Genomic DNA, 24,584 nt, shown 5'->3' with positions numbered 1-24,584 from the left:
ATCACCTTCGTCACCAACGGCACGACCAACACCGGCGAGGAGGGCGCGGACATCGCCGCCATCGTCGTGGCCGAGGACTCCCCGCTGCAGCGTCCCGCCGACCTGGAGGGCAAGACCGTCTCCTCCAACCTGCTGTCCAACATCGGTGACACCACCATCCGCCACACGGTGGACGCGGACGGCGGCGACGGGTCGACCCTGGAGTTCGTCGAGGTCGCGGTCCCCGAGGTCATGGCGGCCCTGGAGCGCGGCCAGATCGACGCCGGCCTGGTCGTCGAGCCCTTCCTGACCAAGGCCCTCAACGAGGGCGGTCGGGCACTGGGCTGGAACTACGTGGCGGTCAGCGAGCAGATGGACGTCTCGGGCTACTTCACGCTCGAGAAGACCATCGAGGAGAAGCCCGAGCTCGTCGAGAAGTTCGTCAAGGCCATGACGACCTCGCTGGAGTACGCGAACGACAACCCCGACGAGGTGCGCCGCATCGTCCCGACCTACACCCAGATCGACGAGGCCACCGCCCAGTCGATGGTGCTCCCGCGCTTCCTGGCGCAGTTCAACCGGTCCTCCGCCGAGATCCTCGGCAAGGCGGCCGCCAAGTACGGCACGATCTCGCAGGCGCCGGACCTCGACGGCGTCCTTCCTGCCGGCACCCCCTGACCCCGAGAGGACACCACTCCGCATGAAGCTCTACATGTTCGACGACTCCCGCCTGGGGGTCGCGGCCGAGGACGGCACGCTCGTGGACATCACCGCGACCGTTCCCGCCGACGTGCCGGCCCTGGACCGGATGACCGCCCTCATCGAGGCCTGGGACGACGTGCGCGACCAGGTCGCCGCGGCCGCCTCCGCCGGTGGCGGGGCCGCCTTCGAGGACGTCACCCTGCGCGCCCCGCAGCCCCGACCGCACAACCTCGTGGCGGCGCCCGTCAACTACCACGCCCACCAGGGCGAGATGGGTGGCGAGAACGGCGTCTACAAGGGCATGGTCATCCCGACCATCGAGGAGGCGAAGGGCTTCTTCAAGTCCATCTCCTCGATCGTCGGCCCGGACGGCCGCATCGAGCTCCCGCTCGCCGGACGTCGCTTCGACCACGAGGCCGAGGTCGCCGTGATCATCGGGCGCACCGCCCGCCGGGTCGCCGAGGAGGACGCCCTGTCCTACGTCTTCGGCTACGCCCCGGTCATGGACATCACGCTGCGGGGCCCGGAGGACCGGTCGTTCCGCAAGTCGATGGACACCTTCACCCCGCTGGGCCCGTGCATCGTGACCGCGGACGAGGTGGCGGACCCCACCGACATCGACTTCCGCCTCACGGTCGGGGAGGAGGAGCGCCAGGCGTCCAACACCTCCTACCTGATCTACGGGGTCGCCCGCCTCATCGCGGAGTACTCGGCCGTGACGACGCTCCACCCGGGCGACGTCATCGCGACCGGGACGCCGGAGGGCGTCGGCCCGATCACCGACGGCGACGTGGTGACGCTGGAGATCGCGGGGATGGACCCGCTCGTGATGAACGTGGTGGACGTCTCGGCGTGAGCCCGGGGGACCGGGCGCGCCGAGCGCCCGGTCCCACCCCCGGACCACCACGCTGGGTACGGTCGGACGACGGAAGGAGAGAGGACGTGGAGCAGCAGAACGGCGGCCGGCAGGCCAACCTGCTCGTGCTGGGCAAGATCACCTCGATCCTCGACTCCTTCACGCTCGCCCGCCCCTCGCTCACCCTGGCCGAGATCCGCGAGAGCACCGGGCTGCCGGCCTCGACCGTCCAGCGCCTCGTGGCCAACCTCGTCTCGGTCGGCCTCCTCGACCGCGACGCGCAGGGCTACCGGATCGGCGTCCGGATGGCCTACTGGGCGGCGCCCGCCACCCAGGGCGTGGAGCTGGTCCGGCTGGCGCAGCCCGAGCTGGACGGCCTCCGGGACGAGATCGGCGAGTCGGTCGCGATCTTCCGCGAGTCGGCCGGGCACCGGGTGTGCATCGCCCTGGCCGAGACCCGCCAGATCCTGCGCATCCACATGCGGGTGGGCACGGTGACCCCGATGCACGTCGGGTCCTCCGGGCGCGTGATCCTCGCCTGGACGCCCGGGCTGCTCGACACCGTGCTGCGGGGTCCGCTCGAGGCGGTGGCCCCGGGCACGATCACCGACCCGGACGTGCTCCGGGCGGCGGTGGAGCAGACCGCCGCCGACCGCTACGCCATCACGCACGACGAGCGCGAGACGGGATCGAGCGGCCTGTCCGCGCCGGTCTTCGGCTCGCGCGGAGAGCTCCTCGGGGCGCTCAACGTCTTCGGCCCGAGCAGCCGGCTCACGCCGGAGCGGCTCCGGCAGCTGGTGCCCTCCGTCGTGGAGGGCGCCGAGCGCCTCACCCGAATCATCGGAGGACGTCACCCCGAGGGGTGACGTCACCCCCTCCAGACCTCAGGTCGCACCCCGACGAGCGGTCCTCCGCGCGCCGGCCGGGTGCGCGACATACGCATCCATCTTGCAAGGAGACACACGTGGGAAGAACGCTGGCCGAGAAGGTCTGGGCGCGGCACGTCGTCCGGTCGGCCGAGGGTGAGCCCGACCTTCTCTACATCGACCTCCACCTCATCCACGAGGTGACGAGCCCCCAGGCCTTCGACGGGCTGCGCGAGGCGGGGCGGCGCGTGCGCCGCCCGGACCTGACCCTGGCCACCGAGGACCACAACGTGCCCACGACCCTCGGCCTGGTCAAGGACGAGATCTCCCGCACCCAGCTCGAGACGCTCCGGGCCAACTGCGCCGAGTTCGGCATCGTGCACCACGCCCGGGGTCGGCTCGGGCAGGGCATCGTGCACGTCATCGGTCCCGAGCTCGGCCTCACCCAGCCGGGTATGACGATCGTGTGCGGCGACTCGCACACCTCCACGCACGGCGCGTTCGGCGCCCTGGCCTTCGGCATCGGCACCTCCGAGATCGAGCACGTGCTCGCCACGCAGACGCTGCCGCTGAAGCCGTTCCGGACGATGGCGGTCACGGTCGAGGGCGAGCTGCCCGAGGGGGTCTCGGCCAAGGACGTCATCCTCGCGGTGATCAACCGCATCGGCACCGGCGGCGGCCAGGGCTACGTGATCGAGTACCGCGGCAGCGCCATCCGGGCCCTCTCCATGGAGGGGCGGATGACCATCTGCAACATGTCGATCGAGGCCGGCGCCCGCGCGGGCCTGATCGCCCCCGACGACAAGACCCTCGCCTACCTCGAGGGCCGCCCCCACGCCCCGAAGGGCGCCGACTGGGACGCCGCGGTCGCGGCCTGGTCCGAGCTGCGCACCGACGACGACGCGGTCTTCGACGCCGAGGTCTACATCGACGCGGGCGAGCTGACCCCCTACGTCACCTGGGGCACCAACCCCGGCCAGTCTGTCCAGCTCGGCGAGGCCGTCCCCGACCCCGACTCCTTCGCCGACGAGGAGACCCGCGGTGCAGCGAGGCTCGCCCTCGACTATATGGGTCTGACCGCCGGGACCCCGATGCGGGAGATCGCGGTGGACACCGTCTTCCTCGGCTCGTGCACCAACGGCCGGATCGAGGACCTGCGGGCCGCCGCCGACGTGCTGCGCGGGCGCACGGTCGCCGACGGCGTCCAGCTGCTCGTCGTGCCCGGCTCCCACGCGACCCGGCTGCAGGCCGAGGCCGAGGGCCTCGATCAGGTCTTCCTCGCGGCCGGCGCCGAGTGGCGCCTCGCGGGGTGCTCGATGTGCGTCGGGATGAACCCCGACCAGCTCCGGCCCGGCCAGCGCTGCGCCTCGACCTCCAACCGCAACTTCGAGGGCCGTCAGGGCGCGGGCGGTCGGACCCACCTGGTGTCCCCGGCCGTCGCGGCCGCCACCGCGGTCCGCGGCACCCTCTCCTCCCCGGCCGACCTGTCCAAGGAGGCACTGGTCTGATGGACGCGTTCACCACCCACACCGGGACCGGCGTGCCGCTGCGGCGCTCCAACGTCGACACCGACCAGATCATCCCGGCCGAGTTCTGCAAGCGCGTCTCGCGCACCGGCTTCGAGGACGCGCTCTTCGCCCGATGGCGCGAGGACGCCGACTTCGTGCTCAACCAGCGGGCCTACTCCGCCGGCTCCGTCCTGGTCGCGGGACCGGACTTCGGCACCGGCTCCTCGCGCGAGCACGCGGTCTGGGCGCTGCAGCAGTACGGCTTCAAGGTCGTGCTGTCCTCGAAGTTCGCCGACATCTTCCGCGGCAACTCCGGCAAGGGCGGGCTGCTGACCGCCCAGATCGACCAGGGCGACATCGAGCTGATCTGGAAGCGGCTCGAGGCCGAGCCCGGCGCGACCGTCACCGTCGACCTGCCCGCCCGGCAGGTGACCTGCGGCGACCTCGTGGCCACCTTCGAGATCGACGACTACGTCGCGTGGCGCCTGGAGAACGGCTTCGACGACATCTCCCTCACGCTGCGGCACGAGGCCGACATCGCCGGCTTCGAGGCCGCGCGACCCACCTGGACGCCCGTCGTCACGCCTGCCGTGACGACGGTCTGAGACAAGGACGGACACCACCATGGTCGACGTGGCGACGACGCCCGTCCCGGGCAGCGGGGAACGGGTGGCCGCACGCAGGTCCCGGTCCCTGGAGGACCGGCTGCTGGCGCTGCCCCCCGCGGTCCTGGGGCTGGCCGGGACACTGATCTTCCTGCTCGTCTGGGAGCTCGTGCCCGCGCTCGGGATCATCCCGGCGAAGTACCTGCCCCCGCCCAGCGAGGTCCTGCCGGTCTTCGCCCGCAACCTGACCTACGTCGAGTTCTGGGCCGCGGTCTGGGACACCCTGCAGGGCTGGGGCCTCGGCCTGGCCTTCGCCTCGGCGGTCGCCGTCGTGGCCGGGCTGGTCATCGGCGGCTCGACGCTGCTGCGGCGGCTGACCGCCAGCACGATCGAGTTCCTGCGCCCCATCCCCTCGGTGGCGCTCATCCCGCTGGCCGTGCTGCTCTTCGGCGTCGACCTGGAGTCCAAGCTGCTGCTGGTGGTCTACGCGTCGTTCTGGCAGGTGCTCATCCAGGTGCTCTACGGCGTCGCGGACGTCGACCCGGTGGCCCGCAACACGGCGCGCTCGTTCGGGATGGGCTATCTCGCCCGGGTGCGGCACGTGGTCTGGCCGACGGTCCTGCCCTACCTGATGACCGGGCTGCGGCTGGGTGCCTCGGTCGCCCTCATCCTGGCCGTCACCTCCGAGCTCGTGATCAACAACCCCGGCCTGGGCCGGGAGATCGCCCTGGCGCAGTCGAGCGGCTCCTACGCACCGATGTACGCGCTGGTCCTCGCCACCGGCCTGATCGGCGTGGCCATCAACACCGTCTTCCGGGCGATCGAGCGCCGCGTGCTCGCCTGGCACCCCTCGGTCCGGGCGGAGGTGGCCCGATGAGCCTCCTGCGCAAGGCGTTCTACGCCGTGGCGCTGCCCGCCGTGCTCGTCGCGCTGTGGTGGCTGCTCAGCCGCGACACCGACAGCTTCTGGGTGCCCAGGCCCGGCGAGCTGGTCACCGTCTTCCGCGAGGTGTGGATCGGCGACCGGCTGGTCGACGACGTCCTGCCCTCGCTGGTCCGCCTCGCGGTCGGGCTCGCCGGCGCGATCGTCCTGGGCATCGGCCTGGGGCTGGCCATCGGGTCCTCGCGGGTGCTGCGGCGCCTGACCGAGCCCGTGCTGGAGTTCTTCCGGGCGATCCCGCCGCCGGTGCTCGTCCCGGTCCTCATGGTCCTCATCGGCGTCAACGACACGATGAAGGTGGCCGTCATCGTCTTCGGCTGCACCTGGCCGATCCTGCTCAACACCATCGAGGGCGTCCGGGCCGTGGACGAGGTGCTCTCGGACACCGCCAAGGTCTACGGCATACAGGGGCCCTCGCGGATCAGCATGCTGACGCTGCCGGCCGCCAGCCCGGCCTTCATCACCGGCATCCGGCAGGCGCTCTCCATCGGGCTGATCCTCATGGTCATCTCCGAGATGTTCGCCTCCTCGTCCGGTCTCGGTTTCACCATCATCCAGTTCCAGCGGTCCTTCGCCGTGCCCGAGATGTGGAGCGGCATCGCGCTGCTCGGCCTCATCGGCGTGCTGATGGCCGCGATCTTCTCCCTCGTGGAACGGCGCGTGCTGCGCTGGTACCACGGCCTGAAAGAGGTCGAGCACAGTGAGTGACACCACCCAGCCCACCAGCCCGGTCGGCCCCCGGCCCGAGCGCGAGGTGCTGCTCTCGGTCCGCGACGTGCGCAAGGTCTACGCCTCCGACGCCGGCCCGGTCGAGGCCGTCCGCAACCTCACCTTCGACGTCGCCCGGGGCGAGCTGGCCTGCATCGTCGGCCCCTCCGGGGCGGGCAAGACCACCCTGCTCAAGATCATCTCGGGGCTGCTCGAGCCGACGTCGGGCGAGGTCATCCTCGAGGGCGAGCGCGTCACCGGCCCGCCGCGCACGATGGCCGTGGTCTTCCAGGAGTACGGCCGCTCGCTCTTCCCGTGGCTCACGGTGCACGGCAACGTCGAGCTGCCGCTGAAGAACGCCAGGGTGCCCGCCGCCGAGCGCGAGCGCCGGGTCGCGGCGGCCCTGGAGGCGGTCGGCCTGGCCCACGCGCACAAGCGCTACCCCTGGCAGCTCTCCGGAGGTATGCAGCAGCGCGTCGCCATCGCGCGCGCCGTGGCCTACGAGCCGCACGTGCTGCTCATGGACGAGCCGTTCGCCGCCGTCGACGCCCAGACCCGGGCCGACCTCGAGGACCTGGTCCGCGACATCTGGCAGCGCCTCGGCGTGACGGTGCTCTTCGTCACCCACGACATCGACGAGTCGGTCTACCTGGCCGAGCGCGTCATCGTCCTGTCCTCCTCGCCGACGGTGGTCCAGGAGGACGTCCACATCGACCTGCCCGCGCAGCGGTCCCAGCTGGAGACCCGCTCCACGGCTCGGTTCGCCGAGCTGCGGCACCACATCTACGAGCAGATCCAGCTGGCCAAGGCGGGCATCGTCCCGGCCCAGATCGCCCACGGCGTCAGCGCCGACAATCTCGACACGAAGGAGACGGCCATGTCCCAGTCCGAGACCGAGCTCGAGCAGGTGACCCCGTGACCACCGCGGTGCGCCCGCAGACGGAGCAGTCGCTGCGCACGGTCGCCGAGGTCGTCGGTGCGACCCTGCACCGCCTGGGGCTGCGGGAGATCTTCGGCGTCGTCGGGTCCGGCAACTACGTCGTCACCGCCGAGCTCGTGCGCCGCGGCGCACGCTACGTCTCGGCCCGGCACGAGCTGGGCGCCGGCATGATGGCCGACGCGCACGCCCGCGTCACCGGCCGCGTGACGGCCCTGAGCGTGCACCAGGGCTGCGGCCTCACCAACGCGCTGACCGCGATCACGGAGGCGGCCAAGAGCCGGACCCCGCTGCTCGTCCTCACCGGCGACACCCCGCCCACCGCCAAGACCAGCAACTTCTGGATCGACCAGGAGGCCACCCTGCTCGGGCTCGGCGTCGAGGTCGCCGCGGTGCGGTCGGCCGCGACGGCCGTCAAGGACACGGTCCGCGCCTACCAGCGGGCCCGTGACGAGCGGCGCACCGTCGTGCTCAACCTCCCGCTCGACGTCCAGGAGCAGCTGCTCGCCGGCGACCCCGGGCCGGACCTGCCCCTCGGCTACTCCCTCCTGCGGACCCCCGAGAGCCAGGAGGGCGCCGAGCTCGTGGCCCGCGCCCTGCTGGCGGCGGAGCGGCCCGTGATCCTCGGTGGCCGTGGCGCCCTGGGCGCGCGCGAGGAGCTCGTCGACCTCGCCGACCGCAGCGGAGCCCTGCTGGCCACCACCGCGGTGGCGCGCGGCCTGTTCCAGGGCCACCCCTGGTCGGTCGACGTCATGGGGGGCTTCGCCACGCCGGCCGCCGCCGAGCTCATCACCGACGCCGACCTGGTCGTCGCCTTCGGTGCCGGGCTCAACGGCTGGACCACCCGGCACGGCGCGCTGCTCGAGGGCTCGACCGTGATCGTCGTCGACTCCGACCCCGACGCGATCGGCTTCCACCACGAGCCCGACCACGCGATCGTGGCGGACTCCGGCGCGATCGCCCGCGCCGCCGGCGCGATCGTGGGGCAGCGCGCCGGCGTCGGCTACCGGACCGACGCGGCCCGGACGGCCATAGACACCGGCGGCCGCTGGTCCCAGGTGCCCTACGAGGACACCAGCACCACCACCCACCTCGACCCCCGGACGCTGTCGATCGCGGTGGACGGCATCCTGCCGACCGACCGGGTGGTGGCGGCCGACGGCGGCAACTTCATCGGCTACCCCTCGATGTACCTGTCCGTCCCGGACGCCCGCAGCTTCGTCTTCCCGCAGGCGTTCCAGTCCATCGGCCTCGCCCTCGGTGCGGCCATCGGCGCCGCGGTCGCCCGGCCCGACGTGGTCACCGTGGCCGCCGTCGGGGACGGCGGGTTCATGATGAGCCTCACCGAGCTGGACACAGCGGTGCGCCTCGGGCTCCGGCTGCTGGTCCTCGTCTACGACGACGCGGCCTACGGGGCCGAGCTGCACCACTTCGACGACGACCACGACGCCCTCCGGGTCGTGACCTTCCCCGACACCGACATCGCGGCCATCGCGCGCGGCTTCGGTGCCGAGGCGATCACGGCGCGGACGGTCGAGGACCTGACCCCGATCCGCGACTGGGTCGAGCGGCCCGACTCCGGCCCGCTGCTCGTCGACGCCAAGATCACCTCCTTCCCGTCCTGGGTGCTCGCGCACGCCTTCAAGGGCGAGAAGTAGGGCCTCCGCCGAAAAGCGGCTGCGGTCGCCGCGGTCTCCGGGTCACCCTGGGACGGTGCACGACACCGATCGAGCCCGTCCCAGGGTCCGGCCCGCGGGCCCGGACGACGCCCCGCGTCTGGCCGCGCTGCTCAACAGCGTCGTCGACGAGGGGGACAAGACCGCGATCGACCACCACCTGACGCCCGAGGAGGCGCGGGACTGGTTCGTCGACGGGCCGGCCTGCCGCGGCTGCGTGCTCGCCGAGGACGGCTCCGAGCTGCTCGGCTTCCAGGCGGTCGAGGTCTTCCAGGACGACCTGCCCGAGGGGTGGGCGGACATCGCGACCTTCGTCGCCGACGGCGCCCGGGGGAGAGGCGTCGGCCGGGCGCTGCTGACCGGCACGCTCGCGGCCTGCCCGGCGCACGGCATACGCACCCTGCGCGCGGTGGTGCGCGCCACCAACGCGGGGGCGCAGGCCTTCTACCGGGCCTCGGGGTTCGAGCCCGTCGCGGACGCGGCGCGCGGGCCGTCGGTCGTGCTGGCGCGCCCGGTCGACGCCCCCACCGTCGGCTGAGCGCGAAGTTTGGCCACCTGGCCAAACTTCTGCCACACTGGGGCGTCCCCGTTCCCCGCTAGCCGAGGTCTCCCGTGTCCCCGTTGCGCCGCTGGTCCGCGCTGGCCGTCCTGGTGCTGCCCGTCCTCCTCATCAGCATCGACATGAGCGTCCTGGGTGTGGCCGTGCCGGCCCTGAGCGCCGACCTGCGCCCCAGCGCGAGCCAGCTGCTGTGGATCATCGACATCTACTCGTTCCTGCTGGCCGGCCTGCTCGTCCTCATGGGCAGCCTCGGGGACCGCTTCGGGCGACGGAGGCTGCTCCTGATCGGCGCCCCGGCCTTCGGTCTGGCCTCGGTCCTGGCCGCCTTCTCGACCACGCCGGCGATGCTCCTCGCCGCCCGGGCCCTGCTCGGTCTCGGGGGCGCGACGCTCATGCCCTCCACCCTGGGACTGCTGCGCACGATCTTCCCCGCGCGGCGCGAGCGGCAGCTGGCGGTGGCCGTGTGGGCCGCCGCGTTCTCGGCCGGCGCGGCGCTGGGGCCGGTGCTCGGCGGACTGCTGCTCGAGCACTTCTGGTGGGGGTCGGTCTTCCTCGTCAACGCCCCGGTCATGGTGGTGCTCGTCGTGGCGGCGGCCTTGCTGCTGCCGGAGTCACGCGATCCCGACCCCGCGCCCTTCGACCTGCCGTCGGCGGCGCTCGTCATCGCCGGGCTGCTGCTCGTCGTCTACGCGCTCAAGACCGGCGTCCGCCACCCCGACCTGACGGCCGCGCTCGCGTTCGTGGTCGGCGCGGCCGTGCTCGCGGCCTTCGTCCGCCGGCAGCGCCGCCACCCCCACCCGATGATCGACCTGGCGCTCTTCACCCGGCCCGGCTTCTCGGCCGCGGTCCTGGTGAACGTGCTGGCGATCTTCGGGCTGCTGGGGATGATGTTCTACCTGCCCCAGTGGCTCCTGCTCGTCCGCGGCCTCGGGCCGGCGCTGACCGGGTGGTGGCTGCTGCCGCTGGCGGTGGCCACGATCGTCGGCTCCCTCCTCTCGCCGTTCGTCGCCAGGGTCGTGCCGGTCCGCTGGGTGGTCGTCACCGGCCTCCTCCTGCTGGCCGTGGGTTACGTCGCCGCGACCCGCCTCGGCACGGGCGCGGGCATGGGGGCCTTCCTCGCGGCCTCCCTGCTGGTCGGACTGGGAGCCGGGCTGGCCGAGACCCTGACCAACGACGTCGTGCTCACGACCGCGCCGCCGGCGCGGGCCGGGGCGGCCTCGGCCATCTCCGAGACCGGCTACGAGTTCGGCGGGGCGATGGGGACGGCGGTGCTCGGCACCCTCGGCATGGCCGTCTACGCCAGCCGGCTGCGCGACGTCGAGGGGGTTCCTGCCGACGACCTCGAGGCCGGACGGCAGACGCTGGGGGCCGCCCACGAGATCGCCGCCGGACTGCCACAGGGGGCGGGGGAGGCGCTCCGGGAGGCGTCGTCCCTCGCCTTCGCCTCCGGCATCTCCGTCGTCTCCTGGGTCTGCGCCGCCGCCATGCTGCTCGCCGTGGTGATCGCCTGGCGTGGTCTCGGGGGTCGGGTGGTCGACGGCGCCGACGAGGTCGCGTCCGTGCCCGAGGGGGCGGGGGTATGACGGGGCGCACCCGACGCCCCCAGGTGCCGGTCGCGCAGCGGCGGGCGCAGCTGGTCGAGGCCGCCATCGCGGTGATGCGGCGGGAGGGGGCGTGGGCCCTGACGACGCGCGCCGTCGCGGCGGAGGCCGGCGTCTCGCACGGCTCGGTGCACTACGCCTTCTCCTCCAAGGAGGAGCTGCTGCGAGCCGTCCTCGCCGCCGACACCGAGGCCGCCGCCGTCCTCCTGACCGCGGTCGGGGTCGAGGGCGACCCGGGCGAGGTCCTGACCCGCGCGTTCACGGCATACGCCGACCGGCTCGTGGCCGATCCGGACACGGAGCTGGTCCTCCAGGAGCTCAGCCTGATGGGCGCCCGCGACCCGGCCCTGCGCCCCCTGGTGCGGGAGGAGAACGACGCCTACCGGGCGATGACGGCCCGGCTGCTCGAGGACGTCGCGTCCACCGCGGGCACGACCTGGGACGCGCCGGTCGAGATCGTGGCCGAGCAGGTCCTCGGCATCCTCTTCGGCGTCGCGGCCACCTGGCTGGTGGACCGGGACGACGACCGGCTGCGCCGCACCCTGGCGGACGCGGCGCGGGCGACCGCGGCCCGGCTGCGCACCGGGGCGGGTGCCTAGGGACCGGCCGGAGCGGAGCCCCTGGGGCGAGGGCGGGAACGACGAAGGGGAGCACCGCGGTCGGCGGCGCTCCCCTCGTCGGTCACGGGACGGGACGGCGTGACGGCCTACATCTCGCTGTAGCTGCCGCGGAGCAGGATCTGCTTGATCTGGGTGAACTCGAGGATGCCCTCGAGGCCGCACTCCTTGCCCCAGCCGGACTGCTTGTAGCCGCCGAATGGCTCGCAGAGGCTGACGCCGGCGAGGTTGATGGCCACGCCGCCGGCGTAGATGCGACGCGCCACGGCCAGGGCCTGGTCCTCGTCGGAGGAGTAGACCGACGCCGCGAGCCCGTAGATCGTGTCGTTGGCGATGTCGATCGCCTCGTCGACGGTGTCGTAGGGGATCACGACCGTGACCGGGCCGAAGATCTCTTCCTGGGCGATCCGCATGGAGTTGTCGACATCGCGCAGCAGGGTCTGCTCGAAGTAGTAGCCACGGTCGAGGTGGTCCGGACGCTTGCCGCCCACCACGAGCGTGGCGCCCTCCTCGAGCGCGACCTTGACGTAGTGCTCGCAGCGCTCGACGGCCCGCTTGACGGCCAGCGGGCCGCGGGTGGTCGCGGGGTCGAAGGGGTCGCCGATCCCCGCGTTGATGCGGGTGTAGGCCTCGGCCAGCCGGTCGACGACCTCGTCGTAGCGGCTGCGCGGAGCCAGGACGCGGCTCAGCGCGACGCAGACCTGGCCGTTGAAGCCGCAGGCGCCGTCGGGCAGCGTCTGCATGACGGCGTCCAGGTCGGCGTCCGGGAGGATGATCGCCGGCGACTTGCCGCCGAGCTCGAGCGCGGTCCGGGTCAGGCTGTCGGCGGTGCGGCGCACGACGTCCTTGGCGATCTCGGTGCCGGCCGTGATGTGGACCATGTCGACGTCCGGGTGGCCGACCAGGTGCTGGGTGGTCTCCACGCCGGCGGGGAGGATGCTGACGACGCCCTCCGGAAGCCCGGCGGCCTCGACCGCCTCGGCGACCAGACGGCTGGTCAGCGGCGACTCGGGGGCGTGCTTGATGATCACGCAGTTGCCCGCGAGCAGGGCGGGGATGATCTTCATCCCCATGAGGACCACCGGCCCGTTGTAGGTGAGGATGCCGAGCACGACGCCCATGGGCTCCCGCACGACGAGGGTCTCGCCCATGATGGAGGTGCGCTTCTCCTCCCAGACGACGTTCTCGGCCTGCTGGATGGCGTAGCGCCAGACCATGCGGCCGGCGCCGCTGTTGATCATGTCGCCGTGGAACTTCGGGGCGCCCGCCTCGAAGGTCCAGGCCCGGTTCATCTCGTCGAGGCGCGCCTCCAGCTCGTCGGCCAGCCGGGTGCAGGCCTCGATGCGCTCCTGCGGCGTCATCCGCGGCCACGGGCCGCGGTCGTAGGCCTCCCGCGCCGCGGCGACGGCCCGGTCGGCGTCGGCGGGGGACGGGTCGGCCACCTGGGTGATGACCTCCTCGGTGGAGGGCATCACCACGTCGACCATCCGGTCGGTGGCGGGGTCGACCCAGTGGCCGCCGATGAACAGCTTGTCGAGGCCGGGGACGCGCACGTCCAGGCCCTCTGTCACGGTTGTCATCTGTCTCTCCTGGGGGTGCTGCCGGGCTTCGTCGGCCGGCCAGGGGTGGTCCGCGGAAACTGACGGATGATGAACACCATTATGTGGAATCAGGACCCTGTCAAGAGCCGGACCTGCGACCTGCGACGAAGGCGGCGATGAGCCGCTGCGCCTCCTCCCCGCGGACGGCGTCGGAGATCGTGTCGGCCTCGCGAGCGCCGGTGGAGGTGCGGTCCGACTCCCAGCCCTGGCGCAGCAGCTGTCGGGTCCGGCCGAGCGCGACGGCAGGGCCCTTCGCCCACGAGCTGGCCAGCACGCAGGCCCGACCCAGCGGGTCCTCGTCCACCATCGCGACCAGCCCCCAGTCCTGGGCGGTGGCGGCGTCGAGCACCCGGCCGGTCAGGGCCAGCTCGAGGGCTCGCTGCGAGCCGACCGCGCGGGGGAGGAGCCAGGAGACGCCGCAGTCGGGGGTGAAGCCGATCCCGGGGTAGGCGAAGACGAACTTCGTGCCGGGGGCCGCGACCGCGACGTCGGCGCTCAGCAGCAGCCCCAGGCCCGCGCCGGCAACCGCTCCCTGCACCGCGGCCGCCACCGGCTTCGCCATCGCGGCCAGCGCCGCGAAGGCCTGGTCCAGCTCGCTGGCGAGCTGGTGGATGTAGGCGGGCGGGTCGTCAGCCGCGACGAAGCTCGCCACGTCGCCGCCGGCGCAGAAGCGGGGCCCGTCGCCCGAGACGAGCACGGCCCGGACGTCGGGGTCGTCGGCCGCGCGGTCCACGGCCTGCCGGAACTCGCGCGTCGTGTCGAGGTCGAAGGCGTTGGCCGAAGCCGGCCGCTCCAGGCGCAGGTGCGCGACGCCGTCGGTGCAGGAGTAGCTCACGAGGGTCATGGCTCACACCCTCCGGAAGAGCGCGGCCAGGGCCTGGCCGCCGCCGATGCACATGGTGACGATGCCGGTCTCGAGGTCGCGGCGGACCAGGTCGCGGGCGACGCGCAGCGACAGGATCGCGCCGGTGGCGCCGACGGGGTGCCCCAGGGCGATCGCCCCGCCGTAGGGGTTGACCCGCGCCGGGTCGAGTCCCGCGTCCCGGACGACGGCGACGGCCTGGGAGGCGAAGGCCTCGTTGAGCTCCACGACGTCCACGTCGGACGGGCCGAGCCCGGTCTTCTCGAAGAGCGAGCGCAGGGCCAGCACCGGGGCGTAGCCCATGAGGTCGGGCTCCATCGCGCCGGTGGCGACCGCCTCGAGCGCGACCAGCGGCGTCAGGCCCCGCTCCGCGGCGGCCTGCTCGGTGGCCAGCACCACGGCCGCGGCGCCGTCGTTGATGCCCGAGGCGTTGCCCGCGGTCACGGTGCCGTCGGGGGTGAAGGCCGGCCGGAGGGCTGCCAGCGACTCGACGGTGGTGTCGGGCTTGGGGTGCTCGTCGACCTCGACGGTCACGGGCCGGCGACCGCCGATCTCGACCGGGACGATCTCCTCGGCGAAGGCGGTCCGCGCAGCGTCGGTCGCCGCGCGGCGCTGCGACTCGGCGGCGAACTCGTCCTGCTCCTGCCGGGACACGCCATATCGCTCGGCGACCTTCTCGGCCGTGACGCCCATGTGGATGCCGTGGAAGGGGTCGGTCAGCATCATCACGGTGCCGTCGACCAGGGTGCGGTCGCCGAGCCGGTAGCCGGCGCGGGCGCCGAAGTCGTAGAAGGGCATCCGCGACATCGACTCGTCGCCGCCGGCGACGGTGACGTCGAGGCCGTTCCACCGCATCTCCATGGCGGCGGACCAGATCGCCTGCAGGCCCGAGCCGCACAGCCGGTTGACGGTGAACGCAGGGGTGGAGGCTGGCAGGCCGGCGGTGATCGCCACCCGCCGGGCGTTGTAGGCGTCCGGCCCGACCTGGCCGATGCAGCCCATGACGACCTCCTGCACGTCGGCGCCGTCGACCCCGGCCCGCTCGAGAGCGGCGACGGTGGCGCGGGCGCCCAGCTCGTGGGCGGGAACGTCCTTGAGGGCGCCGCCGAAGCGGCCAACCGGGGTGCGTGCCCCGTCGACGAGCACGATCTTCTGGGGGTCCATGGTCTCTCCTAGCGGCGGGGGTATGGGGTTCGGCGGGGGCTCAGCGAGGAGCCATGCGGAGGGCGCCGTCCATCCGGACGACCTCCCCGTTGATGTAGTCGTGCTCGACGAGGAAGACCGCCAGCTGGGCGTACTCGTCGGGGCGGGCCAGGCGCTGCGGGAAGGGCACGCCCTTGGCGAGGCCGGCCCGGAACTCCTCGGTGACCTGGGCGAGCATCGGGGTGTCGACGATGCCCGGCGCGATGGTGTTGACGCGGATGCCGTGCTGCGCGAGGTCCCGCGCGGCGGAGATGTTCAGGCCCACGATCCCGCCCTTGGAGGCGGCGTAGGCGGCCTGCCCGACCTGGCCCTCGAAGGCGGCGACCGAGGCGGTGTTGACGATCACGCCGCGCTGGCCGTCGGCGTCCGGCTCGGTCTCGGCGATCCGGGCCGCGGCGAGGGTGAGGACGTTGAAGGTGCCGACCAGGTTGACCTGCACGGTCCGGGCGAAGAGCCCCAGGTCGTGGTGCCCCGAGCGGCCCAGGATGCGCTGGGAGGTGACGATGCCGGCGCAGTTGACCACGGTGCGCAGCGGCGCGTCGCCGGAGGCGGCCGTCGCGACGGAGGCCTCGACCTGCTCGGGGTCGCAGACGTCGGTCGCCAGGTAGGTCACGCCCTCGACCGAGGGTGCTCGCTCGATGGATCCGGGCAGGTCGAGGGCGTAGACGGTGGCGCCCTTCGCGGCGAGGGTGGCAGCGGTGGCGGCCCCCAGGCCGGAGGCGCCTCCGGTGACGACGGCGGCGGTGGTGGCGAGCTGCATGACGGTTCTCCCGGGGTCTCGTGCGGTCGGCAACAACAGTGATAATCAATGATACTATTCTAGGGTCGCGCAGGAGCGAAGAGGAAGGACGGGCGAGGTCGATGGAGCCATCGCGGCCGCTGCCGGAACCCACAGTGGTCACCCGGCCCTTCTGGGAGGCCGCGGCGCAGCGTCGTCTGCTGGCGCCCCGGTGCCGGGCCTGCGGGCGCTGGTTCTTCCCGCCGCACCTGGTGTGCCCGCACTGCCGTGAGGCCGACTGGGAGTGGGCGCAGAGCTCCGGCCGGGGTGAGCTCTACAGCTTCACCGTCGTGCACCGGGCGCCGCAGCCCGGCTTCGACCCGCCCTACGTCCTGGCCGTGGTGGACCTCGAGGAAGGATTCGAGCTGATGACCAACATCGTCGGTGCCGACCCGGCGGGCCTGCGCATCGGGCAGCGGGTCCGCGTGACCTGGCAGGAGGCCGGTGACATGGTGCTGCCGGTCTTCACCCCGGCCGACGGGGGCACGGCGTGAACGTCGGGGCCGCCGTCGCGCGGCACGCCGTCCAGCGCCCCGGCGCTCCCGCCTACCTCGACCCGGAGGGCGACGTCAGCTATGCCGAGCTGCACGAGCGGACCAACCGGCTCGCGCACGTGCTCACCGACACCTACGGGGCGCGGCGCGGGGACCGCGTCGCGCTCTACGTGGCCAACGGTCTCCCCGTGATCGAGGTGCTCGTCGCCTGCGCCAAGGTCGGTGCGGTCTACGTGGGTCTGAACTTCCGGCTCGACCGCCGCGAGCTCGACCAGATCCTCGACAACGCCGGCCCCGTCGTCCTCCTCGGCGCGGCCGCCTTCGAGGACCTGCTCCGGCCGCTGTGCGCCGACCGGGGCATTCCCTACCTGGGCGTCGACGACCCCTCGCCCCAGGGGTATGCCGCACTCCTGGCGGGTGCACCCTCCGGCGACCACCCCGCCCGCCACGACGTCCGGCCCGAGGACCACGCGTGCATCGTCTACAGCAGCGGCACGACCGGTGTGCCCAAGGGCATCCTCTTCGACCACGCGGCGGTGCTGCAGCACGCCACGGTGGCCGCGCTCGAGTACGAGATCGACGAGACCAGCCGCTACCTGGTGCAGCTGCCGCACAACTCGAGCGTCAACATCACCTTCGCGCCCTGCCTGGTCCGCGGCGCGGCCATCGGCATGGAGGACAGCCGCGGCTTCGACCCGCAGCGCTTCGCCGAGCGGGTGCACCGGGATGCCATCACGCACACCTTCCTCGTGCCCACGATGCTCTACCGCCTGCTCGAGCAGCTCGAGGACGACAGCCTGCTCGACCCGCTCCGGGTGCTGGGCTACGGCTCGTCCTCCATCCCCGCCGACCGCGTCCACCAGCTGGTGCGCCGTTTCGGGCCGAAGTTCGTGCAGCTCTACGGCATGGCCGAGATCGCCTCCATCGGCACGCTGCTGCGCCGGGAGGACCACGCCCGGGCGGTCGCCGGGGAGGAACGTCTCTTCGCCTCCGCCGGGCGCGCCTCGATGGGGATGGTCGTGCGGGTCGTCGACCCCGTGACCGGCGAGGACGTGCCGGTCGGTGAGCGGGGCGAGGTCATCTTCGGCGGCCCGCACGTGATGCGCGGCTACTTCCGCGACGAGAAGCGCACCGCGGAGGCCGTGGTCGACGGCTGGATGCACTCCGGTGACGTGGGCCGCCTCGACGAGGAGGGCTACCTCTACATCGTCGACCGCATCAAGGACCTCATCATCCGCGGCGGGCACAACATCGCCCCCAAGGAGATCGAGGAGGTCCTCTTCAACCACCCGGACGTCCTCGAGGCGGCGGTGGTCGGGGTGCCCGACCCCGAGTGGGGCGAGGCGCTGTGCGCCGTCGTCGTCCCCAAGGAGGGCCGGACGGTCGACGCGGAGCAGCTGGCCCACTGGTGCCGGGAGCAGGGGCTGGCGTCCCTGAAGATCCCGGGTCGCTTCGTCCTCGCTCCCGACCTGCCCAAGAACCTCGTGGGCAAGTTCGACAAGAAGGCGATCCGGGCGCAGGTGGGCGGATGAGCCGCTTCCCGCGCGTCGCCGTCGCCGGGATCGGCGTCACCCGCCAGGCCCGGCGGCTGGAGGGAGTCTCGACCCTGGAGGCCTGCCTGGAGGCCGCCCGGATCGCCCTCGACGACGCCGGCCTGACCCTCGACGACGTCGACGGCATCGCCGGACGCTGGCCCGGGCCCGGTGGCACCGTCTTCCACCCCGGTTCCCTGGACTGGGGCAGCATGCTGGGGATCCCGCTGCGGTGGGTCTCGGACACCTACCCGCAGGGCATCCCCGCGGCGCTCGAGGCCGCGGCGGCCATCGAGGCCGGCCTCTGCAGCACGGTGCTGATCCTGGGCGGGCAGGCCGGCGAGCTGGCCGGCGGGTCGGTCGCGTCCTACACGCGCCCCGACAACGAGTTCGTCGCGACCTGGGGCGCCTTCACCGCGGCCCAGTTCGCGCTGGTGGCCCAGCGCTACCTCCACGTCTACGGCGTCGAGTGGGAGCGGATCGCCCGGGTGGCGGTGACGATCCGCAACCACGGGCACGACAACCCCGACGCCGTCATGCACGGCCGGGGGCCCTACACGCTCGACGACGTCCTGGCCGCGCCGCGGGTGGCGGAGCCCTTCGGCCGCCTCGACCTCTGCCTGGCCAACGAGGGGGCCGCGGCGATGGTCATCACCTCCGAGAGCCGGGCGCTCGACCTCGACCGTCCGGTCGTGCGCATCGTCGGCGGCGGGTGCGAGTGGTACCGCCAGCAGTACGTGCAGCCGGCGCGCTACGAGGAGGTCGGCATGATCGGCCAGGACGCCGTGCGTCGCGCCTACGAGGCCTCCGGGCTGACCGCGGCCGACCTGGACGTCCTGCAGGTCTACGACGTCAACTCCTTCGAGGTGGTCCGTCAGCTCGAGGTGCTCGGCTTCTGCGGGCAGGGGGAGGGTGCCGACCTGCTCGACGACGTGGACATCTCCCGGACCGGCGACCTGCCGGTCAACACCGACGGTGGCCTGATGTCGTTCAGCCACATCGGGTGGGGCGCTCCGACCCTGCGGATCGTCGAGGCCGTCCGTCAGCTCCGCGGCGAGGCCGGGGCCCGACAGGTGCCCGGCGCCCGCACCGCCATGGCCGGGGGAGCGGGCGCGGGAGCGCAGTACTACAACGTGCTCCTCCTGCAACGTGACTAAATCGTTGAATATCATTATTCTGTTCACAGTCGGTCGCCCGTGAGGGGCGACCCCGGAGGAGAGGTCGGTGCCATCGTGGACGAGCAGCGCAACGCAGCGGGCCAGCGGGTCGTGCTCGACCTGGGGCACGCCCAGGTCGTCGCCGTCGACTCGGCCTACCACGTCGACGAGGTGAACCGCGGCCGCGACGTCGTGGTGAACGCTTCCTACACCGGCGTGCTGCCGGCGCGCTTCATCGCCGAGAAGGCGCCCGCCGGCGCGATCGGGCTGGACTGCGCCGTCGGTCCGCAGGGCGCCTCGATCGCGGGCCTCTGGTACCTCGAGGCGCTCGACCTTCCGGCGGCGACCGTGGACGTCAGCGGCGTCCGCCTGGGCGACGGGGTCGACGTGTGGACGCACGGCCGGATCTCCTTCCTCAACCAGCCCGCCCGGGACCTCGGCGTCCGTGAGGGCCAGACGGTCGAGGAGGCCGCCCGCGCCATGCTGGCCGGTCGGTCCGAGCACCCGGCGTCCGCGTCCGAGGTGACCAACCGCCGCACCATGCTGGAGCACCCGTCCGGGCGGTCGGTGGTGTGCACCGACTCCATCGCCTTCGGCCTGCCCGAGGACCGGGGCGCCACGGTGCTGGTCACCGCCGGGCACACCGGGCGCAGCGCCGTCCCCTACCTGGAGAAGGTGCACCCGCACGCCTACATCTGCTCCGACGGCGGGATGGGTCGCGAGCGGTCCGGGGTGGCCGCCCTGCCCGTCCTGGACGCCCAGGGCGTCCCGGGCGCGACCGTCGACGCGCGGACCGCCCGCATGGGTGACGCCCTGAGCAGCTGGGAGACCGGGATCATCAGTGCCGTCAGCGACCTCGCCCGCGCCGCGGGGGTGAGCGAGGGGATGACCTGCCAGGAGGCGGCGGCCCTCCTGGTGGCCTGGAACGACGACACGAAGGAGCCCGCCCGTGACTGACACCGACCACCGGGACGCCAAGCAGCAGGACGACGTCCTCGTCGCCGAGCGGGCCGGGGCCACCTGGATCACGCTCAACCGGCCGGACCGCAAGAACGCCTACGACCCCCAGATGTGCGCCTCGATCGTGGCGGCCATCAAGCAGGCGGCCGCGAGCGACGTCACCGCCATCGTGATCACCGGCACCCAGGACTCCTTCTGCGCGGGAGGCTTCCTCGCCAACCTCGCCGAGCCGGACGTCCACGAGCTGCGCTCGATGTTCTTCGGCAGCCTCGAGCTCTTCGAGCAGATCCGCACCGCGCCCCAGCCCGTCATCGCCGCCGTCAACGGCGTCGCCGCCGGCGGCGGCAACGAGCTCGTCGTGGCCTGCGACCTCGCGGTGGCCGTCGAGTCGGCGTGGTTCGGCCAGACCGGCGTCAAGATCGGCAGCGCTCCCGTGCTCGGCGGCACCAACATGCTCGCGATGACGATCGGTGAGAAGCGTGCCAAGGAGGTGGCCTTCCTCTGCGGCCGCTATCCCGCCCGGGAGGCCCTCGAGATGGGCTGGATCAACCGTGTCGTCCCCGACGGCGAGCTCGAGGCAGCCGTCGACGGGATCGTCGCGCAGCTGGCCCAGATGAGCCCGCGCTACCTGGAGATCGCCAAGATCTCCTCGAACCTGTGGTGGAACTCGGCGCGGGACAACTACGTGAGCGGCCTGGGGATGCTCGTCCAGGCCATCGGTTCCAAGGACATGCGCGAGGGCGCCACCGCCTTCCTCGAGAAGCGGCGCCCCTCCTTCACCACCCGAGGAGATCTCTGACGTGGCACCCCTGACCTACCGCGACCACCACGCCACCGACCCCGACCAGGCCGACTGGACCCTGCCCCGCGTGCTGCGCACCCGCACCGCCCGGCACCCGGACAAGATCTTCCTCGACGCACCCACCTGGGGCGTCACCCTCACCTACGGGGAGGTCCTCGACCTCGCCGAGCGCATCGGCTCGGGCCTGCTGGCGCGCGGCCACGCCCGCGGCGACCGCGTCGTCATCATGATGCCCAACAACCCGGACTACATCCTGGCGTGGTTCGGCGCCAACCTCGCCGGCATGGCCGAGGTGCCGATCAACACGGCATACCGGGGGTCGTTCCTGGAGCACCAGGTGCGCACCGTCGAGCCGTCGGCCGCCGTGATCACCCCGGAGTTCGCCGACCGCTTCGTCGAGTCCGCCGACGAGTGCCGGGCGGTGCGCCGCTTCTACGTCGTCGGGGAGGACCCCGAGGTCGCGCCCGCCGTCGTGGCGCTGGAGGAGGCCGGCTTCGACGCCGAGCCGTTCTCGGCACTGCTCTGCACGCAGTCCAAGGTCGAGCTCCCGGAGGCGGACTACCGCGACCTGGCGGGGATCTTCTTCACCTCGGGCACCACGGGCCTGTCCAAGGGCGTGGCGATGTCGCACTCCCAGCTCTACTTCTTCGCCGACCAGGGCGCCTCGCTCGTCCGCCTCGCCGAGGACGACGTCTACCTCTCCGTCGGGCCCCTCTTCCACGGCAACGCGCAGTTCCTGGCCGCCTATCCCGCGCTCATCAAGGGCTGTCGCTTCGTCCTGCACGAGCGCTTCAGCGCCAGCCGCTGGACGACCTGGATCCGCGATAGCGGCGCCACCGTCACCAACCTCGTCGGCGTGATGTCGGACTTCCTGTGGAAGCAGCCGCCCGCCGAGGACGACGGCGACAACCAGCTCAGGTGCGTCTGGGCGGTGCCCAACCCCTCGCGCGTGGCCGAGGAGTTCAAGGCGCGCTTCGGCATCGAGGAGCTCGTGGAGAACTTCGGCCTCACCGAGGTGTCGATGCCGATCCTCACGCCCTACGGCGTGCCCCGTCCGCCCGGTGCGGTGGGGCTGGAGGTCGCCGACTGGTTCGAGGTCCAGCTCGTGGACCCGCTCACCGACACGGAGGTGCCGGTCGGCGAGGTCGGCGAGCTCGTGGTGCGGCCCAAGGTGCCGTGGACCATCTGCAGCGGTTACTACAACATGCCCGAGAAGTCCTTCGAGGCGATGCGCAACGGCTGGTTCCACACCGGTGACGGCCTGCGCAAGGACGAGGAGGGCTGGTACTACTTCGTCGACCGGCTCAAGGACGCCATCCGGCGCAGGGGCGAGAACATCAGCTCCTACGAGGTGGAGCAGGCCATCCTGGGCCATCCCGCGGTCGCCGAGTGCGCGGTCGTGGCCGTGCCGGCCGACGGCATCGGCGCCGAGGACGAGGTGATGGCGGTCGTCGTGCTGGCCGACGGCGCCGAGGCCGACGCCGAGGAGCTCTGGGCCTACTTCGACACCCGGATCCCGGCCTTCGCGGTGCCCCGTTTCCTCAAGCTCGCCGACACCCTGCCCACCACCCCCTCCGGCAAGCTCCAGAAGGCCCCGCTGCGTGCGGCCGGCCGCGAGGGCGCGCTGGACCGGACCGCGACGGCCGCGGCCCGATAGCTCACCCACCCACCCGACGACACCACCTACCCCGAGGACGGCATGGACTTCTCCCTCTCCCCGCAGGAGCGACGCATCCAGGAGCGCGCGGCCGAGGTCGCGCGCCAGGTGCGCCCCCACGCCCACGTGTGGGACGAGGCCAACCTGCTCACCGACGAGCTGCGCTCGATCCTGCGGGAGAGCGGCCTGGCCCGCCTCATGGTCCCGGCCGAGTTCGGCGGTGAGACCGAGCGCCTCGACCCGCTGGCGATCGCCCTCGTGCGCGAGCAGCTCATGGGTGCCAGCTCGGCGGCGGACGCGCTCTTCGCGCTCCAGGGCATCGGCAGCAACGCCATCGCCACCGTCGGCACCCCGGAGCAGAAGGCTCGCTGGCTGCCCGGGATCGCCTCCATGGACGCCCTCGCCGCGGTCGCCCTCACCGAGCCGCAGACCGGGTCCGACCTGCGCGGCATCACCACCACGATGACGCGCGACGGCGGCTCCTACGTGATCAACGGCGCCAAGTCGTTCATCTCCAACGCCCCCTACGCCGACGTGTATGCCGTGCTCGTGCGCGAGGACGTCGGGCTCTCCCTGGTGCTCGTGCCCAAGGACACCCCGGGCGTCTCCTTCGGGCGGACGCCCGACCTGATGGCGCCTCACGTCATCGGTGAGGTCCTCCTCGAGGACGTCCGGGTCGATGACACCGCCCGCCTCGGCGAGCCGGGCCGCGGCCTCGAGGCCGCCCTCGGCACGCTGGCGATCTTCCGCGCCTCGGTGGGCGCCGCCGCCGTGGGCCTGGCCGAGGCCGCCCTCGCCGTGGCGGTGCGGCATACCCAGGAACGGCAGAACAAGGGCCGTCCATTGGCCCGCGTCGAGGCCGTCGCGGCCCTGCTGGCGGAGGCGAAGATCGACCTCGAGCAGGCGCGCTGGGTGACCTACCACGCGGCCTGGCTCGCCCGCGAGGAGCCGCTCAGGGCCATCTCGGCGACGTCGCTGGCCAAGGTGGCCGCCACCGAGGCCGCCGGCCGCGTCACCGACCGGTGCGTGCAGGTCATGGGCCGCTTCGGGCTGATCGCGGGCTCGGACATCGAGCGCTACGCCCGCGAGGCCCGCCCGATGCGCATCTACGAGGGTGCCAACGAGGTGCTCAAGCTGACGATCGCCCGCGACCTGCCGGGGGAGTACCTGTGATCATCGACGCCCACACCCACGTCTGGCCGGACAAGGTCGCGCACCGCGCGCTCGCCGGCAACGAGACCGGCTTCTCGCACGTCGGCGACGGCACGCTGGCCGGCCTCCGATCCTCGATGGCGGCCTCGGGCGTGGACCGTTCCGTCGTGCTCGGCGTCGCCAACGACGCCGCCGCCGTGGAGAAGGTCTGCCGCTTCAGCTCGTCGATCGCCGCGCCGGACATCGTCCCCCTGGGCGCCGTCCACGTCGACCTGCCCGTCGAGGACAACGTGCGGTTGCTCCGCGAGCACGGGCTGGTCGGCATCAAGGTGCACCCGCTCTACCAGGGCTTCGGCCTGGACGACCCGCGCCTGGTCGAGCGGCTCGACGCCCTCGACCCCGGCATGCTCGTCGTCATCCACGTCGGGACCGGCGGTGACCGACGGCCCGTCCCCGGCAGCAGCGCCGACCTGCTCGTGGCGCTGGCGCGGGCCGTGCCCCACCTCAACGTCCTGGCCTGCCACTTCGGCGGCTACCACAGCCTGGACGAGGCGTCGGAGCTCGTCCGCGGCTCGGGCATCCTCGTCGACACCTCCTGGCCGCCCGGCCTGGCGGAGCTGGACCCGGCCTGGGTGCGCGACTTCGTGCGCGTCCACGGGCCGGACCGCGTCGTCTTCGCCTCCGACTGGCCCACCGCCGACCCAGCCCGCGAGATCACCGCGATCGGCGATCTCGGCCTGGGGGGCGACGACACCGCCCGGATCCTCGGGGGAAACCTCGCCGAGATCCTCGCCCCGCTCGAGGCCCGCGCCGCCGCCCGCGGCTGACCCCAG

Annotated in this window: 24 protein-coding genes; 20 read left to right on the top strand and 4 right to left on the bottom strand. The window is 72.7% G+C overall.

All coding sequences use genetic code 11. The features are described 5' to 3' along the window. The 12 genes from FB476_RS13565 to FB476_RS13510 form a co-directional block, all read left to right on the top strand. The coding region (locus tag FB476_RS13565; RefSeq protein ID WP_170233622.1) for an ABC transporter substrate-binding protein at positions 1–657 on the top strand (657 nt) is incomplete at its 5' end. A 22-nt stretch (positions 658–679) separates the two neighbouring features. After that, positions 680–1,537: a fumarylacetoacetate hydrolase family protein gene (locus FB476_RS13560; RefSeq protein ID WP_141819641.1), complete on the top strand. Its 858-nt coding sequence runs from the start codon at positions 680–682 to the stop codon at positions 1,535–1,537. An 86-nt stretch (positions 1,538–1,623) separates the two neighbouring features. Next, complete coding sequence (locus FB476_RS13555) at positions 1,624–2,403, top strand: IclR family transcriptional regulator (RefSeq protein ID WP_238329709.1); 780 nt, start codon at positions 1,624–1,626, stop codon at positions 2,401–2,403. A gap of 98 nt (positions 2,404–2,501) precedes the next feature. After that, entirely contained in the window at positions 2,502–3,911 is a 1,410-nt protein-coding gene (gene leuC, locus FB476_RS13550) for a 3-isopropylmalate dehydratase large subunit (RefSeq protein WP_141819639.1), read from the top strand. Continuing rightward, positions 3,911–4,516 (top strand): 3-isopropylmalate dehydratase small subunit, encoded by a 606-nt coding sequence (leuD, locus tag FB476_RS13545; RefSeq protein WP_141819637.1) that lies wholly within the window; start codon positions 3,911–3,913, stop codon positions 4,514–4,516. The genes leuC and leuD overlap by 1 nt, the downstream gene beginning before the upstream one ends. A 19-nt stretch (positions 4,517–4,535) precedes the next feature. Next, complete coding sequence (locus FB476_RS13540) at positions 4,536–5,393, top strand: ABC transporter permease (protein ID WP_141819634.1); 858 nt, start codon at positions 4,536–4,538, stop codon at positions 5,391–5,393. Next, positions 5,390–6,163 (top strand): ABC transporter permease, encoded by a 774-nt coding sequence (locus tag FB476_RS13535; protein WP_141819632.1) that lies wholly within the window; start codon positions 5,390–5,392, stop codon positions 6,161–6,163. The genes FB476_RS13540 and FB476_RS13535 overlap by 4 nt, the downstream gene beginning before the upstream one ends. Beyond that, positions 6,156–7,082, top strand: a complete 927-nt coding sequence (locus FB476_RS13530) for an ABC transporter ATP-binding protein (RefSeq protein ID WP_238329707.1) — start codon at positions 6,156–6,158, stop codon at positions 7,080–7,082. Before FB476_RS13535 ends, FB476_RS13530 begins: the two co-directional genes overlap by 8 nt. Continuing rightward, positions 7,079–8,758, top strand: coding sequence for a thiamine pyrophosphate-binding protein (locus tag FB476_RS13525; protein WP_238329706.1), 1,680 nt, complete (start codon positions 7,079–7,081; stop codon positions 8,756–8,758). The genes FB476_RS13530 and FB476_RS13525 overlap by 4 nt, the downstream gene beginning before the upstream one ends. A 55-nt stretch (positions 8,759–8,813) precedes the next feature. Then, entirely contained in the window at positions 8,814–9,314 is a 501-nt protein-coding gene (locus FB476_RS13520) for a GNAT family N-acetyltransferase (protein WP_170233621.1), read from the top strand. 74 nt (positions 9,315–9,388) lie between these two features. After that, positions 9,389–10,918 (top strand): MFS transporter, encoded by a 1,530-nt coding sequence (locus tag FB476_RS13515; protein WP_141819628.1) that lies wholly within the window; start codon positions 9,389–9,391, stop codon positions 10,916–10,918. After that, on the top strand, positions 10,915–11,535 hold the full coding sequence (locus FB476_RS13510) for a TetR/AcrR family transcriptional regulator (RefSeq protein ID WP_141819626.1): 621 nt from the start codon (positions 10,915–10,917) through the stop codon (positions 11,533–11,535). Before FB476_RS13515 ends, FB476_RS13510 begins: the two co-directional genes overlap by 4 nt. A 107-nt stretch (positions 11,536–11,642) precedes the next feature. Here FB476_RS13510 and FB476_RS13505 read toward each other — a convergent pair whose 3' ends face one another. From FB476_RS13505 to FB476_RS13490, 4 genes are all read right to left on the bottom strand, one after another. After that, the gene (locus FB476_RS13505; protein WP_141819624.1) at positions 11,643–13,133 is read right to left on the bottom strand and encodes an aldehyde dehydrogenase; all 1,491 of its coding nucleotides are present in this window, start codon (positions 13,131–13,133) and stop codon (positions 11,643–11,645) included. A gap of 100 nt (positions 13,134–13,233) precedes the next feature. After that, positions 13,234–13,998: an enoyl-CoA hydratase/isomerase family protein gene (locus FB476_RS13500; RefSeq protein ID WP_141819622.1), complete on the bottom strand. Its 765-nt coding sequence runs from the start codon at positions 13,996–13,998 to the stop codon at positions 13,234–13,236. Positions 13,999–14,001: 3 nt separating this feature from the next. Continuing rightward, complete coding sequence (locus tag FB476_RS13495) at positions 14,002–15,180, bottom strand: thiolase family protein (RefSeq protein WP_141819620.1); 1,179 nt, start codon at positions 15,178–15,180, stop codon at positions 14,002–14,004. Positions 15,181–15,220: 40 nt separating this feature from the next. After that, on the bottom strand, positions 15,221–15,979 hold the full coding sequence (locus FB476_RS13490) for an SDR family NAD(P)-dependent oxidoreductase (protein ID WP_141819618.1): 759 nt from the start codon (positions 15,977–15,979) through the stop codon (positions 15,221–15,223). A 101-nt stretch (positions 15,980–16,080) separates the two neighbouring features. Between FB476_RS13490 and FB476_RS13485 the strand changes: the two genes are divergently transcribed. The 8 genes from FB476_RS13485 to FB476_RS13450 are packed head-to-tail and all read left to right on the top strand — an operon-like array spanning position 16,081 to position 24,578. Further along, a complete protein-coding gene (locus FB476_RS13485; protein ID WP_141819616.1) occupies positions 16,081–16,491 on the top strand; it encodes a Zn-ribbon domain-containing OB-fold protein in 411 nt (136 codons plus the stop codon). Then, on the top strand, positions 16,488–18,023 hold the full coding sequence (locus FB476_RS13480; RefSeq protein ID WP_141819614.1) for a class I adenylate-forming enzyme family protein: 1,536 nt from the start codon (positions 16,488–16,490) through the stop codon (positions 18,021–18,023). The genes FB476_RS13485 and FB476_RS13480 overlap by 4 nt, the downstream gene beginning before the upstream one ends. Next, entirely contained in the window at positions 18,020–19,180 is a 1,161-nt protein-coding gene (locus FB476_RS13475; protein ID WP_141819612.1) for a thiolase family protein, read from the top strand. The genes FB476_RS13480 and FB476_RS13475 overlap by 4 nt, the downstream gene beginning before the upstream one ends. Positions 19,181–19,219: 39 nt before the next feature. Continuing rightward, complete coding sequence (locus tag FB476_RS13470) at positions 19,220–20,137, top strand: hypothetical protein (RefSeq protein ID WP_202876981.1); 918 nt, start codon at positions 19,220–19,222, stop codon at positions 20,135–20,137. Beyond that, positions 20,130–20,939, top strand: coding sequence for an enoyl-CoA hydratase/isomerase family protein (locus FB476_RS13465; protein ID WP_141819610.1), 810 nt, complete (start codon positions 20,130–20,132; stop codon positions 20,937–20,939). The genes FB476_RS13470 and FB476_RS13465 overlap by 8 nt, the downstream gene beginning before the upstream one ends. A gap of 1 nt (position 20,940) precedes the next feature. Continuing rightward, complete coding sequence (locus FB476_RS13460; protein ID WP_202876980.1) at positions 20,941–22,599, top strand: AMP-binding protein; 1,659 nt, start codon at positions 20,941–20,943, stop codon at positions 22,597–22,599. A 42-nt stretch (positions 22,600–22,641) separates the two neighbouring features. Further along, positions 22,642–23,772 (top strand): acyl-CoA dehydrogenase family protein, encoded by a 1,131-nt coding sequence (locus tag FB476_RS13455; protein WP_141819607.1) that lies wholly within the window; start codon positions 22,642–22,644, stop codon positions 23,770–23,772. Beyond that, entirely contained in the window at positions 23,769–24,578 is an 810-nt protein-coding gene (locus tag FB476_RS13450) for an amidohydrolase family protein (protein ID WP_141819605.1), read from the top strand. The genes FB476_RS13455 and FB476_RS13450 overlap by 4 nt, the downstream gene beginning before the upstream one ends. Positions 24,579–24,584 lie beyond the last annotated feature (6 nt).

The organism is Ornithinimicrobium humiphilum, assembly GCF_006716885.1.
Classification (GTDB): domain Bacteria; phylum Actinomycetota; class Actinomycetes; order Actinomycetales; family Dermatophilaceae; genus Ornithinicoccus; species Ornithinicoccus humiphilus.
The sequence above is the reverse complement of the archived record's forward strand: the minus strand, read 5'-3'. Positions and strand labels throughout refer to the sequence as shown.